This is a genomic window from Lactococcus sp. S64 (assembly GCF_016516525.1).
Taxonomy (GTDB): domain Bacteria; phylum Bacillota; class Bacilli; order Lactobacillales; family Streptococcaceae; genus Lactococcus; species Lactococcus lactis.
Genome location: NZ_JACVUQ010000012.1, coordinates 1 through 18,115, shown reverse-complemented (window position 1 = coordinate 18,115; position 18,115 = coordinate 1). Strand labels below are relative to the sequence as shown.

16 protein-coding genes, 1 tRNA gene and 2 pseudogenes are annotated in these 18,115 nt (G+C 32.8%); 13 read left to right on the top strand and 6 right to left on the bottom strand.

The window, feature by feature from the left end:
• The first annotated feature begins 110 nt into the window (after positions 1-110).
• From yidD to IAE51_RS10810, 3 genes are all read left to right on the top strand, one after another.
• Positions 111-377 (top strand): membrane protein insertion efficiency factor YidD, encoded by a 267-nt coding sequence (gene yidD / locus IAE51_RS10820; protein WP_010906087.1) that lies wholly within the window; start codon positions 111-113, stop codon positions 375-377.
• Positions 378-498: 121 nt separating this feature from the next.
• A complete protein-coding gene (locus IAE51_RS10815) occupies positions 499-1,932 on the top strand; it encodes a 6-phospho-beta-glucosidase (protein WP_021722126.1) in 1,434 nt (477 codons plus the stop codon).
• A gap of 258 nt (positions 1,933-2,190) precedes the next feature.
• Positions 2,191-4,896 carry a YhgE/Pip domain-containing protein gene (locus tag IAE51_RS10810; protein ID WP_200095402.1) on the top strand — a complete coding sequence of 902 codons (2,706 nt, stop codon included), beginning with the start codon at positions 2,191-2,193 and terminating at the stop codon, positions 4,894-4,896.
• Positions 4,897-5,096: 200 nt separating this feature from the next.
• Here IAE51_RS10810 and IAE51_RS10805 read toward each other — a convergent pair whose 3' ends face one another.
• Together IAE51_RS10805 and IAE51_RS10800 are read right to left on the bottom strand one after the other, a co-directional pair.
• Positions 5,097-6,287, bottom strand: coding sequence for a site-specific integrase (locus tag IAE51_RS10805; protein WP_200095401.1), 1,191 nt, complete (start codon positions 6,285-6,287; stop codon positions 5,097-5,099).
• Positions 6,288-6,607: 320 nt separating this feature from the next.
• The gene (locus tag IAE51_RS10800; RefSeq protein WP_200095398.1) at positions 6,608-7,414 is read right to left on the bottom strand and encodes an XRE family transcriptional regulator; all 807 of its coding nucleotides are present in this window, start codon (positions 7,412-7,414) and stop codon (positions 6,608-6,610) included.
• 159 nt (positions 7,415-7,573) lie between these two features.
• Here IAE51_RS10800 and IAE51_RS10795 point away from each other — a divergent pair, with 159 nt between their 5' ends.
• The 6 genes from IAE51_RS10795 (at position 7,574) to IAE51_RS10770 (ending at position 11,326) form a co-directional block, all read left to right on the top strand.
• Entirely contained in the window at positions 7,574-7,846 is a 273-nt protein-coding gene (locus tag IAE51_RS10795) for an XRE family transcriptional regulator (RefSeq protein ID WP_370524373.1), read from the top strand.
• Between the two features lie 7 nt (positions 7,847-7,853).
• Positions 7,854-8,564, top strand: a complete 711-nt coding sequence (locus IAE51_RS10790) for a Rha family transcriptional regulator (protein ID WP_200095396.1) — start codon at positions 7,854-7,856, stop codon at positions 8,562-8,564.
• A gap of 156 nt (positions 8,565-8,720) precedes the next feature.
• Positions 8,721-8,990 (top strand): transcriptional regulator, encoded by a 270-nt coding sequence (locus IAE51_RS10785; protein ID WP_200095394.1) that lies wholly within the window; start codon positions 8,721-8,723, stop codon positions 8,988-8,990.
• An 80-nt stretch (positions 8,991-9,070) separates the two neighbouring features.
• Positions 9,071-10,231: a ParM/StbA family protein gene (locus tag IAE51_RS10780; protein ID WP_200095392.1), complete on the top strand. Its 1,161-nt coding sequence runs from the start codon at positions 9,071-9,073 to the stop codon at positions 10,229-10,231.
• 49 nt (positions 10,232-10,280) lie between these two features.
• A complete protein-coding gene (locus tag IAE51_RS10775; protein WP_200095391.1) occupies positions 10,281-11,096 on the top strand; it encodes a hypothetical protein in 816 nt (271 codons plus the stop codon).
• A complete protein-coding gene (locus IAE51_RS10770; RefSeq protein WP_200095390.1) occupies positions 11,090-11,326 on the top strand; it encodes a hypothetical protein in 237 nt (78 codons plus the stop codon). The genes IAE51_RS10775 and IAE51_RS10770 overlap by 7 nt, the downstream gene beginning before the upstream one ends.
• 36 nt (positions 11,327-11,362) lie before the next feature.
• Here the strand turns inward: IAE51_RS10770 and IAE51_RS10765 are convergent, their stop codons facing one another.
• Entirely contained in the window at positions 11,363-11,734 is a 372-nt protein-coding gene (locus IAE51_RS10765) for a hypothetical protein (RefSeq protein WP_200095389.1), read from the bottom strand.
• A gap of 54 nt (positions 11,735-11,788) precedes the next feature.
• On the opposite strand from IAE51_RS10765, the gene IAE51_RS10760 reads away from it, so the two are divergent.
• The 3 genes from IAE51_RS10760 to IAE51_RS10750 all read left to right on the top strand — a co-directional run bounded on the left by IAE51_RS10760 (position 11,789) and on the right by IAE51_RS10750 (position 13,553).
• Positions 11,789-12,481 (top strand): hypothetical protein, encoded by a 693-nt coding sequence (locus IAE51_RS10760; RefSeq protein ID WP_200095388.1) that lies wholly within the window; start codon positions 11,789-11,791, stop codon positions 12,479-12,481.
• Positions 12,438-13,253: a hypothetical protein gene (locus tag IAE51_RS10755; protein WP_200095387.1), complete on the top strand. Its 816-nt coding sequence runs from the start codon at positions 12,438-12,440 to the stop codon at positions 13,251-13,253. The genes IAE51_RS10760 and IAE51_RS10755 overlap by 44 nt, the downstream gene beginning before the upstream one ends.
• Positions 13,254-13,322: 69 nt before the next feature.
• Positions 13,323-13,553, top strand: a complete 231-nt coding sequence (locus IAE51_RS10750; protein ID WP_200095386.1) for a hypothetical protein — start codon at positions 13,323-13,325, stop codon at positions 13,551-13,553.
• 184 nt (positions 13,554-13,737) lie between these two features.
• Here the strand turns inward: IAE51_RS10750 and IAE51_RS10745 are convergent.
• A pseudogene (locus IAE51_RS10745) lies at positions 13,738-14,893 on the bottom strand (IS3 family transposase).
• A 133-nt stretch (positions 14,894-15,026) separates the two neighbouring features.
• A pseudogene (locus IAE51_RS10740) lies at positions 15,027-15,419 on the bottom strand (CHAP domain-containing protein); the annotation flags it as partial.
• A 692-nt stretch (positions 15,420-16,111) separates the two neighbouring features.
• Here IAE51_RS10740 and IAE51_RS10735 point away from each other — a divergent pair.
• A tRNA-Ser gene (locus tag IAE51_RS10735) sits at positions 16,112-16,199 on the top strand.
• Between the two features lie 960 nt (positions 16,200-17,159).
• On the opposite strand, the gene IAE51_RS10730 is transcribed toward IAE51_RS10735, so the two are convergent.
• Entirely contained in the window at positions 17,160-17,393 is a 234-nt protein-coding gene (locus IAE51_RS10730; RefSeq protein WP_200095382.1) for a hypothetical protein, read from the bottom strand.
• Positions 17,394-18,115 lie beyond the last annotated feature (722 nt).

Below are 18,115 nucleotides of genomic sequence, written 5' to 3'. Positions count from 1 at the left end.
ACTGACAGATGTTCCAAAATATTTCTGTCAGTAAAAATAAAGAACTGATAATGTCTGTCAGTAAAACTAGCAAGAATGATGATAAGTTCTTACTTAATAAAGTGAAATAGATGAAAAAAGTATTAGTAAAAGCAGTACATGGCTACCAACGCTGGATTTCTCCAGCCTTGCCACCAGCCTGTCGTTATTATCCTACCTGCTCCAATTACATGGTTCAGGCCATTGAAAAACATGGACCAGCCAAAGGTTTGGCAATGGGAACAGCACGTATTTTACGTTGTCACCCATTTTGCCAGCCAGGATATGATTTAGTTCCAGACCATTTTAGTTTGCGAAGAAATTGGGCAGAACCAGAAAAAGAAGAAGACTCAAATTAATTTGAGTCTTTTCTATTTATAAAATTATAGAAAGCGCTTCAAAAAATAGATGAAATCGCTATCAAATGTCATAAAAAAATGTTAAAATGAAAAAAAGAATAAAAAAGGAGTGTCATCTATTATGCCATTTAGTAAAGATTTTCTCTGGGGCGGAGCAACTGCAGCTAATCAATGTGAAGGCGGCTATAATCAGGGAGGACGTGGGCTTGCCAATGTCGACCTTGTTCCACACGGAAAAGACCGTTTTCCAATTATTACAGGGGAAATGAAGCACCTTGAATTCGATGAAGACCATTTTTATCCAGCAAAAGAAGCGATTGATATGTATCATCATTGGAAAGAAGACCTCGCACTTTTTGCTGAAATGGGATTTAAAACCTATCGAATGTCTATTGCTTGGACAAGAATTTTTCCAAAAGGTGACGAACAAGAGCCAAATGAAGAAGGCTTGCAATTTTATGAAGATATTTTTAGAGAATGCCAACGTTTAGGAATTGAACCCTTAGTAACCATTACTCACTTTGATTGCCCTGTCCACTTAATTAAAGAATACGGTGGCTGGCGTAATCGAAAAATGGTTGGTTTCTATGAAAATTTAGCGCGAGCAATTTTTACTCGTTATAAAGGATTAGTTCGCTATTGGTTGACATTTAATGAAATTAATATGCTCCTCCATGCTCCATTTATGGGAGCAGGACTTGTTTTTGAAGAAGGAGAAAATAAAGAACAAGCCAAATACTTAGCCGCTCATCATGAACTATTAGCATCGGCTTTAGCAACAAAAATTGGACATGAAGTTGACCCAGAAAATAAGATAGGCTGCATGTTAGCTGCTGGAGATTACTATCCATTTGATTGTAATCCAGAAAATGTTTTTGAAGCTCAAAAACAAAATCATGATAATCTCTTTTTCATTGATGTTCAATCTCGTGGAAAATATCCAAACTACCTTTTAAAGAGATTAGAGCGTGAAGAAATTACACTTCCGATTGAAAAAGGCGACTTAGAAATCCTTGCTGAAAACACAGTTGACTTTATTTCATTTAGTTACTATGCAAGTCGAGTCGCTAAAGTCAAGGATGAGGATGCAGATAAATCAGCTGGAAATATCTTTGAATCTGTAAAAAATCCTTATTTAGAGGCCAGTGAATGGGGTTGGCAAATTGACCCACTTGGTTTAAGAATCACAATGAATTCTATTTATGATCGCTATCAAAAACCATTATTTATTGTAGAAAATGGTTTAGGAGCAGTAGATAAACCTGATGAAAATGGATTTGTAGCTGATGATTATCGAATTGATTATATGGCTGCACACATCAAAGAAATGAAGAAAGCAGTTGAACTTGATGGCGTTGAACTATTAGGTTATACTTCTTGGGGATGTATCGACTTAGTATCAGCAGGAACGGGTGAGATGAGCAAACGTTATGGATTCATCTATGTCGACCGAGACGATTATGGTAAAGGAAGTTTGAAACGGACGCCTAAGAAATCATTTAACTGGTACAAGAAAGTTATTGCAAGCAACGGTGAAGATTTAACAAATGAATAATTAAAAAGGGGGGCTTTCCTCCTTTTTTTATCAAACAAAACATTTCTTTGATTTAAGATTTTTATCTAGCAAGAAAAATTTACAATAGTTAAGCAAGTGTCCATTAAAAGGAAGCAGTGCTAGAACTTTTTTATGAAATATGATAAAATCGTGTATTGCGTAATTTTTAAATCCGCAGTCATGAAGTATGAAAAAGCCTCGATGATATTTAAGAAATTTAAAAAGTTACAAGTGAGATAAGAATGATGAGGATAAGAAGTGAAAAGTATTAAAAATACATGGAAGTTGTTTGCCCTAGACTGGAAGCGAATATTTAAAAATCCCGTGGCGACTTTTTTAATTGTCGCCCTAATGATAATCCCCTCTTTATATGCTTGGTTTAATATTAAAGCCCTGTGGGACCCCTATGCCAATACTTCGCAACTACCAATTGCGGTCTATAGTGCAGATAAATCTGCAAGTTTTCAAGATAAAACCATCAATATTGGTGATGAAGTACTGAAAAATTTAAAGAAAAATCACCAATTAGGCTGGAAATTTGTTGATTCCAAAGCAGATTTAGATAAAGGTGTGAAATCTGGGAAATACTATGCTGGGATCTATTTACCAAAGGATTTTTCAAAGGATCTCTTAAGTTTCACCACGGGAGATATTAAAAAACCACAAATTGTTTATTCAATTAACGAAAAAATCAATGCCATCGCTCCCAAAATAACATCAAAAGGAGCCTCTTCTCTACAATCGCAAATTTCTGAAGAGTTTATCAAAACGGCAAGTAGTACCCTTTTAAAAACCTTCAATACAATTGGTTACGATATTGATAAAAACATGGTAAGTATTCAGAAGGTTAAATCAGCGATTTTATCAACTAATGATAATTTAGGAACCATTGATAAATACACTCAACAAGTTGTTGACCTTCATGGAAAAATGCCAGAAATTAAAGAAAAACTGGCAAAAGCTAATGAATTTATCACTTATTTACCAGAAGTAGATGCTTTAGGTCAAAAGGTCATTAAATTAAATGATAAAATGCCAGAAATTGATAAAAGTTTTTCACTCGTTTTGACCCTTCAAGAGAAAATACCTGAGATTCAAAATGCTGGGAAACAAATCTCGATGATTGATGATGACTTTGCGTCAGTAGAAAGTACCATGACTCAAGGCATTCAAGAAGCCAAACAAGGTTTACAAATTATCAATCAAGTCCAAAAATCAATGCCAGACATTAAAAAATTGGGACAAGATGCTGATAGTTTGGGGACTATAACCTTGGATGCGGCTACGAAATTACAAACAGCATTACCAGCAATTACAAGTAGTTCTAAGGTTGCTTTAGAATCTATTAAGGGCTTTTCAGATGATACTTCGACAGTTATCAACACGATAAAAAAAGCATTAGAAGATAATCAACTTAGCCCCGAAGAAAAAAATCAGATTAATGTTCTAATTACTAATTTTGTTACTAAAATCGCTCAACAAAGAGCTTCAATTGAAACAACAATTGACTATCTTAAGAAAATCGAAGCAAGTAATGGGAATCATGATTTAGATTCAGCTATTAAAAACCTAAGCACATTAGATTCATTATTGGGAGACCTCAGTAATAGAATGAATCATCTTAATGATCTCGTTCAAAATGCTAGTGTATCTGATGTAGAAAATTATTTAGATAAATTAGATGATGTCGTTACTAATATTTCTAATATAGCAAGTCAAATCAATGTAGATGAAATTAATTCAACTATTAATCAAGCTCTAACAACTTTGATTAATACCATAACAAATGCTAAAGGTTTATTAAATCAAGCTCAACAAATCGACTTTGATGCCTTACTAAATTCAACAAGTCAAACAGTTTCTAATGCTATTACCATTTTAGAAAAATATCAAGGCGAAATGCCAGCCATTAAACAAGAAATTCATGATGCAAATGTGATGTTAAATGGTAATATGACAACGATTGTTAATGCAATCAATGAGGGAGCTAATCTCTATAAAAATGAGTTTCCTACTCTTAAAACTAAGTTAGGGACAGCTTCTGATTTCTTTAAAAATGATTATGCTGGTGTTCGTAAAGATTTGACAGATACCTTAACAATGGCAAATGATAAAATGCCTGATGTTGAGTCTGCTTTGAATCAAGCCAATGATTTAATCCAAAATGATTGGCCTGAAATCAAATCAGGAATTCAAAAAGCAGCCGCAGCCATTCAAAAAGGTGAAAAAGAAGTTGACTTAGGTGAAATCGTCAAACTCCTAAAATTAGATGCGACCAAAGAAAGTGACTTCCTGACACAACCAGTTGAAGTCCAAGAAAATCAAATCTACCCGATTGCCAACAATGGTTCAGCAAGTACACCTTTCTATACTGCGCTTTGTCTGTGGGTCGGTGCAGTCTTACTTTCAAGTTTGGCAACAACGGAGGTTCACTTATCAGATAAAGATAAAAAACGTTATTCTAAACGTGAACAATTCTTTGCTCGAATGGGAAGTTTCGTAGCCATTGGACTTGCTCAAGCCTTGATTGTAACGCTTGGAAATTATTTTGGTTTAGGAGTAGATGTAAGAGATCCATTCTACAGTGTTCTCTTTGCCTTACTAATATCCATAGCCTTTATGATAATGGTTTATGTTCTGGTCGCACTGTTTGGCAATGTAGGTAAAGGAATAGCGATTATCATCCTGGTTCTTTCCATTTCTGGTGGTGGTGGGAACTATCCAATCCAAGTTTCTGGAAAATTCTTCCAAGCCATTAATCCTTATTTACCATTTACTCATGCTGTCAACCTTTTACGAGAATCAGCGGGAGGAATTTACTGGCCAAATGCTTGGTTTGCGATAATTATCCTTGTAGCAGTATCAATTGTGTTTGTTGCAATAGGTGCCTTTCTCTTCCCACACTTTGAAGATAAAACGAAGAAGATTTCCGAAATCGGAAGCAAGAGTCATTTCTTCCATTAATGTTAAGAAAACTACTGACAGACTGGTCAGTAGTTTTTCTGTTATTTATAATCATAATGAGCAAATAGTAAGGGAGAACTTGTGCTATAATATGTCTGTGAAAAAAGAAGTACCGTAGATGTAGCGCTAATAAGGGATTTTGACGATTTTAATATTTATTAGTTACGCTTTTAGTTACGTTTTACTGAAAAATCATTAAATTATAATGCTCTAAGTATATTAGCAAACTTTTCAGCTGTTTCTTTCTTTTTGTCCTTGGCAAGGTGACTGTACAAATTCATTGTTATAGAATAATCTGCATGACCTAACCTCATTTGTATTTCCTTAGGATTTACATCATTGTTCATAAGAAGACTAGCATGAGTATGTCTGAAGCCATGAAAGCCAATATCATGGACTCCAGCTGCTTTAAAATGTTTTTTTAAAATTGAAGCGGAACTTGGGTATGTTTTAAGTATTTCGTTATAAGAAAATACCAATCTATCTGAAAGTGATATAATCTTATTTTCTTGGATATTTTTCCATTTTAATAATACACTGATAGTTGTTTTATCTAGAGAAACAGTTCGGTTGCTTTCCTTGGTTTTTGCACCGATTTGTATCCTAGTTTTACTTGATGCTGATTGAATAATTGTTTTATTAATAGTGACAGTTTGATCTTTTATGTTTATGTCTGACCAATTCAATGCCAATGCTTCCCCAATTCTTAAACCTGTCGCTAGTAAAAACTGGTATAAAGTACTATTTAATACATTTTCATCAGTATACTCCAATGAGTCAAGATAATCTAAAAATTTTTTTAATTCATCTTTATCAAAGTATTTAATTGTTGTAGGTCTACGGTCTTTCAACTTTGGTGGCAAAACTTGGGTAGCAGGGTTAAAAGTAATAACACCGAGCTGTATAGCATAATCCAAGATTCTTTTTATCATATTTAGTAGTATTTTAAAGTCTTTACATTTTCCTTTTTCTCTTTTGCCATTCTTTATAGTGGTAATATTAGCATTTTTAGCCCATTGATTAATAATACTCTGCAACAATATAGTTGTAATATTTTCTACCTTATATTTTCCAAGCGTTGGCAAAATATAAACTTGAAGAAAATTGTTTGCAACTCTGACTGTATTTATTTTTACCGTCAATTTGTAACTTTCAAACCAACTTAATGCAAGTGAATTAAAATTGTCGAAAATCACTTTTTTTCTAGCAACAGTTTTACCATTTTTGATAAAATTATTTATAGCTTGATTGGCTTTCATTTCACACATTTTACGAGTTTTAGCAGTTGCTGTTGTTCTAACTTGCTTACCGGTAAGACTATCTACACCTAAATAAACATTAGTACGGTACACGAAAGTACCGTCTTTTTTCTCTATTTTAGTAATTTTCATATTTTATTTCCTGTTCTATTATTAGGCAAGGTATAGCTAAAGAAAGTTAGTATGAATTTTATTAAAATATCTTGCGCGTGATCACGCGCTTTATCTTTTAGTTAAGATTTTTGATAGCCTGTTTACGATAGTACTCATTCATAACAATTAATTCTAAATCGTAGTTTTTTGAGGTTCTGGAGTAATCAAGTTCGGTAATTAATTCTTGAATGGATAGATTAGTAAAATAGGTGATCAATTCCTTATTATCTGATAATAGACCTTTACTAGTTCTTAAGGGAAAATTTATTTGATTCAATTAGTGCTGCTCCATAAATTCTTTAAACTAGAACTGGCGTGAACCAATCAACAACTTCACCAACAATATTAAAATATAAATAGTTGTCATAAGTTAATTCTTCAAAACTAATTTCCCAATCATTAAAATTATCATTTTCTGATTTTACAATAATCTTATCATTATAAAAATATAGGTATTTAATATAACTTTTACCATCATAATCAAAAGCATAAATCTGCCCATTTATCTTAGAATAATTTGTTTTGATTAAGGCAATATCTCCATCGTTAACTCTGGGTTCCATCGATTGTCCCTCTACTGGAACAGCCTCATCAAAACAAGGAAAATCATTACGCAAAGTATAGTATGTTGAATACTCCCCATTATCGTTATAACTATATCCATTTCCAGCTGCAAGAGCAACATGTTCTTTTGCTTTGATTGGGTAAAGTTTAATAGGAGCATCTTTTTCTTGTTTATCAGAATTACTATCAACCATTTTTATTTTTATTTTTCTTTTAGCACGTGCCTTTTGAATATTAAGTTGCATCTTAGAAAATTTTAGAACTTCTATTTGATATTCAGAATCAAGTTGAGAAATAATGTGATTGATATCAGATATAGGAGAGGGCTTTAGTTCATCTGTACCATACATCAGAACTTTACCAGGTACACCTACAGCATTTTCAATTTTAACTAAATCAAAAAGTTGTGGAGTATTTTCTCCGCTTTCCCAACGCGAAACAGCTGACTTTGTTCTTCCCACAATATCGGCTAACTGTTGTTGGGTCAATTTTGCATTTTTTCGTGCCTCTTTAATTCTTTCGGCAAATGTGATTTTTTCCATACTAAAAGTATATAATAATTGCTTTGAAAAGTAAATGAAACGAGTTGTGTTTTATCAACTTTATTGTTGATTTTATGTAACTTTTTGTTTATAATGAATTCATAAAGTTGAAAAAATGTTAATCAACGTAATATTTTGGAGGTATAGAAAGGAGTATTCGTGAAAAAAAAGACATATAAACCCTTTGACGAATTACTTAAATCAACAGGTATGACATATAAGGCAATCGCCAGTAGGTCTGGATTAGAGGAATATCAATTATATAGATTAAGAAGATGTCCTTCTAAGTTGAACGGAGAACTAATTTCTAAGATTGTTTTAGCAACAAATTTAGATGAAAAAAAACTTTTTGACATTTCATATTTTTTTGCTAAAAAAGTTGATATTTCGCAACAAAAACGTCGGGTGATTAAAGCTTATCAATTGAAATGAGAGGATTATGAATCAAAATAAACAAGTATTAACTTTCATAGAAGTTGCCGAAATGGTAGGTAGAGCACACAATGAAGTTTTAAAAGATATTCGTCAAATAATTGAGGATTTAGGAATGGGGAATTTTCCCTTCTCCTCTGAAAGCATTGATATTAAAGACTTTTTTGAGGAAAGTAAATATCGCTCCATGCAAAATAAAAAATTACCATGTTTTCTAGTTACAAAAGAGGGCTGTGAAGTCTATGGGAATCGTATGACTGGAGTTAAAGGAACTCAATTTACGTTTAGATATGTCAATCGATTTAACAAAATGGAACAACAACTCAAAGAACAAAACCTACCAATGTCGTTAGATGAAAAAATTGCAACGATTGCCTCTGGATATGGAAATATGCATCAAGAAATTGGAGACGTGAAAGAGAAAGTAGAAGACTTATCTGAACGTTTTGGACTTCCTGCCACAAATGCTGCTATCCTCTCACACGTGAGAAATGGACATATTGTTCACTATCTAGGAGGTAAAGATAAAAAGGCCTATCAAAAGTTAAGTCGAAAAGTCTTTTCAGAATTTGGGAGAGATTTCAAAGAGAATTTTGAGGTTCCACGTTATGATGCGACTCCATTGAGTCAATTTGATGAAGCTCTTACTTATACCAAATCATGGCAACCCTCCTTTAATACTAGAGAAGCAATCCGAAAACTTAATTTATTGGGTTAAAAAGAGGAAGTGAATAATGGAAGTACTTTATTTAATTGTTAATAAACTAACAGGTGAAATCATTAAGCGAGTTTTTAGCTTAAAAGAAGCTTTTCAAGAGGCCTGGGGAGATTTAATCATCTGGGAACTATAGTTGAAGCATAGAAGGAGAAGATGATGACTGCTCAAACTGATTCGTTAACGGCAATGGCTGCGCGTGGAATAGTTGTAGAAATTAGTCAAATATTAAATGAAAGCTTAGAGATACAAAAAAAGCTTCTCAAAATGGAGTCAAAAACTGGAGAAATAAGACAAGCAAAATTAATAAAAGACTTGGGAATTTCTCCAAATACGCTAAAAGCATGGAATAAACAAGGTTTAACACCAATAAATAGAGGCGGTTCGCTATTCTATCTATTGGAAGATTTACACAAATTTAATTATTAAAAAAGCTAATCAGGCAAGGTATAGCTAAAGAAAATTAATATGAGTCAATTATAAAAATAAAAGGATTATTAGGAATAAAAATGGGAATTAATATCAAAAAAACACTTATTGCTTTGGATTTAGGGAATAACCAAGTTAAGGTTAAATCTAAAAAAACAGGACTTATTGTGATGCCAAGTGCACTGTTAGAAAACAAATATGGCCCCACTCTATACTTGGGAGGAGAACCAGATAATATTCCATCCCTTTATCGATTAAGACTAGATAAAGAAGAAAAAGCCTACTATTTTGGTGAAACACTTGCCTCTTGGGGAAAATCAAATGTGAATCATTGGGAACGTTCAATTGGCTTTAAGCTGAAACGTTACCAAGGTAAAACGTTCCAAATGATTGCTCTATTTTCGATTGCACGAGTGGTTAAAGAATTAGAGATTAGAAATCCAATACTTGACTTAGTTACTGGGCTCCCTTCAAAAGATTTTCAAGATGAAACAAAAGAAATCTTACCTACTTTACGAAAACTCTTTAAAGGGCGTCATACCATCTATGTGGATGATGTGCCCATCAGTTTTGAAATTGCGGAAGTGAAATTTTATCCTCAATATATAGGGACAGTCGTAGACAACTCCTATCGATGGACAGACCATCATTTAACTGAATTGAGAGAAAACTTTTCTGAGTTCATGAATATTCGATATGGAATTATGGATATCGGAGGCGGAACCATTTTATCGGATATCGTGGATGGTTTAAATTTTAATCTTTCTACCGCAAAACCTGATAGTAAAAATGGAGCCCATCGGCTTTTTAATCACATTATTAAAGAGTACTCTGTAAGTTCAAGTCAAGTTGACCTCATGCTAAGAAATCCAAATGAGGACGGGAAATACATTATTAACCAAAAAGGCATGTCTCCGATTGATTTGACGGACAAGGTCCTAGAGGCCAAAGCACTTTATACCACTAAAGTAGCTAAAGAAATGGAAAAAACATTCTTTGAAGAAGACTTAAGTGCTGAAAGTGATGGAATTAATCTCGATAAAATCTTTTTGACAGGTGGTGGAACTTACATCATTGATTTTGAACAGCTTAAAAATGAGTTACAAAATAGTTATGTTGTACCGGACCAATTCACTGAGCAACAAAACTTTATTGAAATTCTAAAACACCCAGAAACTTCAAATGTTGAAGGTTACTTCAAACTTGGAGCAGTAAGCCATTTAGGGGAATTTATTAATTAGCATAGGGTTCCCCTTCTTGCTAAAAATTAAAAAATTTGAGGATATTACCTTGGAAAATAAAGAAAAATTAGACGGAGTTTATTTATCGAATCTTGGGTATTCTTACACGGAATATACTGAAGCAGCTTGGAATCTTGAATTATTAACCTACTATCCGGTTAATCCTTATTGTTTACATTTTTGGTCTCAAGTGAATGAAGCATTATTTTTATATTTTTATGAAGAAGAAGACGAGGGGCGCCTTGAAAAGCTCCTTAAAATAGAAGTAGATGAGACTACAATTGAGCGATTAATTATTGGCTATCGAATCTTGAATGCTTTAGCCACACCTTCTCCCCGCAATGCTCGGCTGTCTTTTAAGAAATTAGCCAACGACATTGAATTGGAACTTAATCAACTCTTAGATTATATTCCATGTATTCCTACGTATAATGACTGGTCAGAGGTAGATGGTTTACCTGAATATGATGTGAATGACTTATTTGGCTATGCGAAAGCACAAGAAGAATTTAATAAAAACAAAAATAAAGACAAACGACTGGTTCGTTTCCCCAAAGCTTTGAAGAAAACAGGACAGAAGGAGTTAAGTTATCGCCCAACTGATTTTAGAGAGAGCGAGGGATTATGTTTTACAAAGGTTTTTGTTTATTTATTAGACATTATTGCTCAACGAAAGCGACTACGATTAAAAAAATATTTCTTAGAATATGAAAGCCATAATGATTTTGTTTTAGGTTCATTTGGTCTAAGGAAAATTGTCAGTAAAAAAGGCGTTTCATGTATTCATGATGACTTAATTGATCGTGATTATAAAGTAGACGAAATCATCGCCTTATATCATCTGGAGGGAGAAGGAATATGGTAATCGATAAAAAAACAGCCAATTATATCTTTAATGAGTTATCCATTGTGACCCATCAAACTAAACATGAGGTAATGGTGAGTTTCTATGAAGAAGCGAGTTTTGAACCAAAAGAAGATCAGCTATGGATCAATCAGGAAAGTGTTGGTTACTTTGACAAAAGAAAGAGAATTTATGTTCGAGGGTTGACTCTTAAAGAATGGAGCGACGCATGGGAAAAATTTAGAGTATAAAAAAAGTAGTAATTTATTTAATAAAAAAACGGAACACTACAATAGTTCCGATTTTAAATCCAGGATGTAAGTTTCAGGAATAGTGATGTTAAAATGATCAGCCGCAATTTGACAGAGTTTCAAAAGTTGGTCATTTTTTTCAAGGCCATCAGTCGACTGAGCATAAATTGCGAGTTGATCATGAAAAAGCTGAAAATTGTTTATTAACATGGAAATTTGAGGAAATTCTATTTCTTTGTGATTGTTAGCTAAACGTTTTAACTCTTCAAAGTGAGCTTCAAAATTATCCTTTAGTTCAATGTATGCATACTGATAATGGTGGTGTTTTACCATTTGTTCTAAAAAGTGCGCTAGCTGTCCTTTGGTTAAAGCTAAAGCTGCATTTAGTGCTTCATCATTAATATTCATCTGTTCTAAAAACTCCTTTAATAAATATTATATCAAAAATAGAAGGGAAAAATTATGTCAACCGATAATGTCCCTACTCCCCGATATTCGGCGAGTGAAGTGCTTCGTAATCAGAAGCATTTTTTCCAATTAGATGAACGGTTACTGCTCGTTTTTTCACCGGAGCAGTACATGTTCATTAATCGTTTAGATTTTTGGATCCAACAAAAGTTACAAACCCAGCTGGCTAATGGAGAGCCTGTTAGAGGGTGGGTGGAAGATGAACAAAGAATGTATATCTTCAAAACACTTAAATCAAGTCGTAATCAACTCGTTCCTTCGTGGCTAGAGGAGTTTTATCACTTTTCTGAATCGACTTTCACAAGAGTGATTAAGTCCCTTGTACAAGCGAAAATTGTACTCAAGCGAGACGATAAAAATAAAATTTCTAAAGATAAAACGCTCTGGTATTCCTTAGATTATGAAGCACTAGATCGGTATTATTCAGAACAATTTGTAAAAAAATGGCATGCAGTCATTGTTACGCGCATCACTTGGGAACTCAAAAAATGGTTAGATTTTAACCCAAAAGTTGAAGGTTCAACATTGTCAGAGTACCAACGAATGAAAAAAGCGTTCAATTCCGACGCAAAAGCTCAAGCAAAAACAAGAGCCGAACAACTTGTTATGAACTACAAAGATTTTAATGAAGCAATCATTAACGATGAAATCAACGAAACCGTTAAAAAAAATTCTTTATCAACTTGAACAAGAAACTTTCGGAAACTCTCTTGGCTGTCAAAATGACAGCATGAGTGATAGCAAGAGTTTAGAAGCGGAAAAATCTGAGAACGCCCATGAACAGTCATGCTGTCAAAATGACGGCTCCGATGCTGTCAAAATGGCAGCAGCATTAACCATATATAACCAAACAAATATAACAAATAATAATGATAGTAATCGATACGAAAAAGGACTGACTACTCAAGATTATTTTATTCAAGGTTCAAATCATTCTTTTTTAACCCCTAGAACAGTTGTGGAACTTTCAAGGATTGGGGAGAATGCAAAAGATTATCAAGATATTCTCTTCAGAACAAAAAAGAAAATTGAGCAAAGGTATAATTTTCTGTTGAAAGTTATCCCTCAATTGTCAGAAACCCCACAGCTCATGGGAGAGTTTTGGGCAGAGGATTTGGAAAATGAACTCATCAAGTATCATTTTGCAATAAAAGAGGCGGAAAGAAAAGATCAACCCATAAAAAATCCTAAGGGATATTTTGTCTCTCAAATGAATCGGTTCTGGTTAGCAGCACTTGATACAGAAATTAGGGTTAGCCTGGCTGGTAAGAGTCTTATTCAACTAAAAGAAAATAGTAAGTCTCAACCTGGACATTTCTTACAGGAACGGTTTTCTAATCAAAAATTTAATGAAAAAGAGTTAACGAGCGACCTTCAATTATTACAAACTTCATTGATTAGTGATAGTGATACGAACTCAATAAATGTAGATATACCAATGGTTGGGCCATGGTCTTAAAATGAAGTTGTTTTATGTCAGATTTTTTCGATGATAAAGTTAAATTATAAGAAACGGAGGAAATTCATTATGACACCAGAATACTTTTGGACTAAAATTACAGATTTTTGTGAAAAAAAGAATATGAGCATGACAAAATTTTGTGCAGTTAATCAAGTTAGTATTCCGGTTGACTCTTGGAGGTATTGTTTGCGAAATAAAAAATTTCCACTTGAAAAAACGATTAAGAATGTTAAATTTTTTTCTCCGATGATGAAATTCATGAGTTGTTATGCAGTAATAGCTATCCTGTTGAAGTAAAACCTGAAGTTGATGTTACTGATGAAAATATGGTGAACTTAAATTTAAATAGTTCTTATAAAGCTCGTTTAAGATTATGACGGAAAATACAAATTTTTTTATCAAGAAGTGTTATGAAAGTTGAAAGAGTGATAATTGTTTCACCTTGTCCGCCTTGTGGGTATGAAAAAGTTTGTTCAAATATTTAGACACAAAATGAGCTATCTTTTTTTAAAATAATTTTCTTCTTTCTGATTCGGAGTTAATCCATTGTTTGCGGAATGAGGATTATAGTTATTATAAAATTGTTCAATGTATTCGAAGCAGGATAATTGAACTTATGAATTGAGTGATGAGTTCTCCGATTAATTTCTCGCTGTTTAAGGTACTTGAAAAAGACCTCAGTTACGGCATTATCATAAGGGGAACCAGGTTTGGAGTAAGAAGCAAGCAACTGGTGCCCATCTAATCTCTTTCTAAATGAAGCTAATTTAAATTGACTCTCTTGATCTGAATGAAAAATGATTTGTTCTTTAGGTTTTCTCTTATTTATAGCAGTCTCTAGGGCGTAACAAGCGAGTTGAGCATCAATCTTATCATTTGCTTTCCAAGCAATACATTTTTTAAAGTAGAGTTCAATAATAGTCCAGAGATAAACCTGTCGTCTAGGCCGTTTAGAAATATAAGTGAAATCAATTGTCCAAACTTGATTTGGAGACTTCGGATTAAATCTTTACTTAAGCAAATTATCAGAAGAAAATTCAGGAGTTTTATTTGATTTAATCCGAGGCTTGATCATTGACACATTAGGGTGCGTCATAGATTTGAGAAGTCGTAAGATATGCCCTTCAAAAATATTGATGCCCTAATCACGCAGAAGAATGATTTTAAATGCTCTCGTTCCAATTTTTTTCTTAGCTTTCATATAAATTTCAAGGAGTAATTTTCTCAAGCGTTGATTCTCTATTTCACGCTTAGAAGCTTTCTTATTAATGAAATGATAGTGGGTTGGACGATTGAAATGTAAACACTACAGAGCATAACTGTCATGTATTCAAATTGAAGTCGATAGGCGGTTTTTAGTCTCACTTGGAGTTTTTCATGAATATGACACTCGCTTTTTTGAAGATAAGATTTTCGTCTTTAAGTTGAGCACTACATTTTTGAAATTCTTGAATCTGTCTGGTAGTCAATACGGTATTATTTTCAAGATGAACTTGACAGTACTGCTTAATCCATTTTGCGAGTGCTGAAGCGGAGAGGCCATAATCTTTACAGAGTTCGGCTTGAGTTTTACCTGTTTGGTAGAGGTTGACGAGAGATTGTTTAAAATCCTCAGCGTTACGTTTAAATCCTGACATAAAAGTCCTTTCGTTTTTGTGTCTACTTTTATAGTATAGCTCCAAGAACGAGTAATATGATACTAAGTAGAATTAAATAAATAAAAAAATCCGCTCTGATTTGGAATCTGTAGCGGATTTTTTTTATATAAAATTATTGTTTTCCAATCACGTAGTGAAGTTGCTGGGCATCAGAACTGGAGATCTCTTGATAATTAATTACTTCACTGAACCCAAGGCCAGATTGGGAGATCAAAATAGAGCCATCAGGATGAATTGCTTCCACAAATGCTACATGACCGTAGGTAAGATCTGCTTGCCATTGTCCCCCAACAATTTGTCCTGGGCTGAAACTGACCGCGGTATGAAGTTGGGGAGTAGTTGTTACTGTATAGTTAGGATTGAATTGCCAATCTCCACCATTTCCCATGGTTTCCCCATAGTTTATACCAAATTCTTTTGCTCTATTATATACCCACCAGGTACATTGCTTATAAGAATAAGCATCTGATGTGAAAGTATCAAGTAAAATTGGTCGATCCAATGAATTGTCTTCTACAGTTGCGTTATTATAGTTTTGAGGATTCTCTGTTTGGGTCATTGTTTCTGTAGCGATGTTAATCATTCCTGCATGAACAACATTAGAATGAGCGAATGTAAAAGATACTACCGCCGCGTTAAAGGCTAAAAAAGAAACAAAAGGGATGTATTTTTTTTTCATAGTCTATATTATAAAACAAAATTTTTATTATTTCAAACGTTGTAAAGAAATTACAATATTTACTACAAATATAAGCTTAAATTAGCTTTGAATAGAAATAAAAGGCTAAATAAAATACTAAAAAACTTACTAGCTTATAAGAACTCATAGAGTATGTTTTTCGAGTGTAAGACATTAATGATACTTTTTAAGTATTTGAATTAATGTTAAGGATACCTGTTTGTTAAACTTCTTTAATTTTTTTGAAAGCATTATTGTAGCACATATAAAATGTTAAATCTGTGAAGGTATTCAAAACAAGACATTTTTAATTAGTTAAAATTTTTCTATATCAATGAGTGTAATTTATTTGTTACTTAATAATTTATAATTGTTATTTTAAAAACAATATGTTATAGTATAGCAGTAATGAAGTGGAGGATTACCCAAGTTTGGCTGAAAGGTAAGGTCTTGGGAACTGTCAGGTGTGTAATAGCGTGTGTGAGTTCGAATCACATTGGCATAGTAGATTTATATTAGGGGAGTTACTCAAGAGGTTTAAGAGGATGGTTTGCTAAATCATTAGATCAAGAGATTGATGCAAGGGTTCGAATCCCTTACTCTCCTTAGGCACTAAATTATAATTAGTGTTTTGTTATTAAAGCTCCGTTGTCCAAAGCTAGGAGCTTTATTTTAATTAATCTAATTTGGGGATGTACTATCATAGCCTTTCTATTTGTAAAGATTTGGGTTATTCTATAATAATAATCAGACCCAAAACTATCATAAATAATTCTTATTTCCCAATTTTAAAAGAATCTTTTGTGTTCCATATTATTGGACTTTGATCGAAGAATATTTACTCTCATAATTATTTATCTCCTCTTCGGAGTGATTTTTTTACAAAAAAATCACTAGAATTTTGTAAACTAGTGAAAAATGTGTCACAAACATTCTTTGGTTAAAAATAAATCATAATTTTATGTTTTCAGGAGGGCTTCATAAGTTTAACAATTCTAGCTTAAATAAATAGTAATTTTAAAATATGATATAATTAGTATTATTAAACTTGAGCGTCAGCATTTGCTGACTTTTTTTATTTTTCATGTAATAATGTATAATAAATTTGGTAGACTTATAAAAGTATTACTAGTGATAATCAATGACAAAGCCCATGCTTATTGATAAGTGTTGTTGGTTATTATGCTTGGTGGGGTAAAGTCCCCCGCTCATAACGGGGGCACTGCTGTTTCGAGTCCAGCAGGAACCATAAAATCAAAATACTGTAAAGAGAAACGGTCGAACGTCTCCATGATTGATAGTTTAATTTGTTTCTACTTTTCAATTATTAAGAAGAGGAGAGGTTGACAAGATTGTCAATCATTTCATGAAAAGTCGCTCAGAGGAGTGCTTTTTTTTGCATAAAAAAGTCACTAGTTTAAGGAAACTAGTGGAGGTTCTAAACACTAATCAAAGGAAGCTGCTAAATTGTTGGATAAAGGACTCGTACAGGACAACATGTGGGAATTCTAACTATAGGAGTGAATTGATGTCTAAATATCTTTTTGAGAAACAGTAGCCGGATTCCTATTTAAGTTTTTTTTTAACATAATAAGCATGCTTATTTTGTGTCTCTCCTAAAGTTTGTGCGAGCGTTTTCGTTTCTTTATCAATCACTCGTAAAATCCCATTCAATTCAACGATTAAGATATTATTAAACGTTGTATCTTTGTTTTGGATTAATATCGCTTTTTGTCCATCGGATAATATAATCTCTTTAGTTCGTTTAAGTATTTCATTTTTCATTCTTGGTCCCCTCATCCATAAATTAATTCCTTTTAACGAAAATGTTTCATCATGAGCAAAATTTTAAATATTGTAACTTAATTTAACCTTAAAAGCGCTGGGTAGATTTGATTATAGTTCATAAGTTATTCTATGTGTTAGAAATATACAATCTTAACCATTTCACTACGCTATTTATGAAATTCAAATTTGATAGAAAAATGAGTCAAAAAAATAAAATTTCAGAAAAACAAAAGTTTTCTTGGTACTTGTTTATAAAATAATCTCTAAAAGAGAGAATAAAATATTTTAATCTAAGATTATAAGTAGATTGTTTAATTGTTTTCTAAAACCACCAAAACAATTCCTAAATTAAGTTATAAAACGACTAAGAATCCCGTTATATACATTAACTGATAACTCAACCCTCTCGGTTTTTGAGTTTCGAAAAGCGTGTTGCTTTTATTTGTTGATAGTAGAGAGAGTTGCGGTAGAATGACTAAGATGATAAGTAAGCTAATCACTATCAATATAAATAGATAAACTAAAGTGTCATACATGGATGACTTCTACTTCAAATTTTTTAATTAGTAAATAGGAATTTTGTTTGTTGAATTTCTTTAATAATTAGCGTCATCTCAACAATAAGTGAATTAAAATTTCTCGCAACAGCCAATTAAACTCTCTTAAAAAATTTTGGAATTATTTAATATTTAAAAGCTAAACAGGCCGTAAAGTCCATTAAGATAGGAATTTAA

Coding starts and splice junctions, on each gene's coding strand:
- IAE51_RS10760 (WP_200095388.1), top strand. CDS start 11,789: ATGTCAACCGATAATGTCCCTACTCCCCGATATTCGGCGAGTGAAGTG.
- IAE51_RS10785 (WP_200095394.1), top strand. CDS start 8,721: ATGACTGCTCAAACTGATTCGTTAACGGCAATGGCTGCGCGTGGAATA.
- IAE51_RS10730 (WP_200095382.1), bottom strand. CDS start 17,393: ATGAGGGGACCAAGAATGAAAAATGAAATACTTAAACGAACTAAAGAG.
- IAE51_RS10755 (WP_200095387.1), top strand. CDS start 12,438: ATGAAATCAACGAAACCGTTAAAAAAAATTCTTTATCAACTTGAACAA.
- IAE51_RS10765 (WP_200095389.1), bottom strand. CDS start 11,734: ATGAATATTAATGATGAAGCACTAAATGCAGCTTTAGCTTTAACCAAA.
- IAE51_RS10815 (WP_021722126.1), top strand. CDS start 499: ATGCCATTTAGTAAAGATTTTCTCTGGGGCGGAGCAACTGCAGCTAAT.
- IAE51_RS10790 (WP_200095396.1), top strand. CDS start 7,854: ATGAATCAAAATAAACAAGTATTAACTTTCATAGAAGTTGCCGAAATG.
- IAE51_RS10800 (WP_200095398.1), bottom strand. CDS start 7,414: ATGGAAAAAATCACATTTGCCGAAAGAATTAAAGAGGCACGAAAAAAT.
- IAE51_RS10780 (WP_200095392.1), top strand. CDS start 9,071: ATGGGAATTAATATCAAAAAAACACTTATTGCTTTGGATTTAGGGAAT.
- IAE51_RS10750 (WP_200095386.1), top strand. CDS start 13,323: ATGACACCAGAATACTTTTGGACTAAAATTACAGATTTTTGTGAAAAA.
- IAE51_RS10805 (WP_200095401.1), bottom strand. CDS start 6,287: ATGAAAATTACTAAAATAGAGAAAAAAGACGGTACTTTCGTGTACCGT.
- yidD (WP_010906087.1), top strand. CDS start 111: ATGAAAAAAGTATTAGTAAAAGCAGTACATGGCTACCAACGCTGGATT.
- IAE51_RS10770 (WP_200095390.1), top strand. CDS start 11,090: ATGGTAATCGATAAAAAAACAGCCAATTATATCTTTAATGAGTTATCC.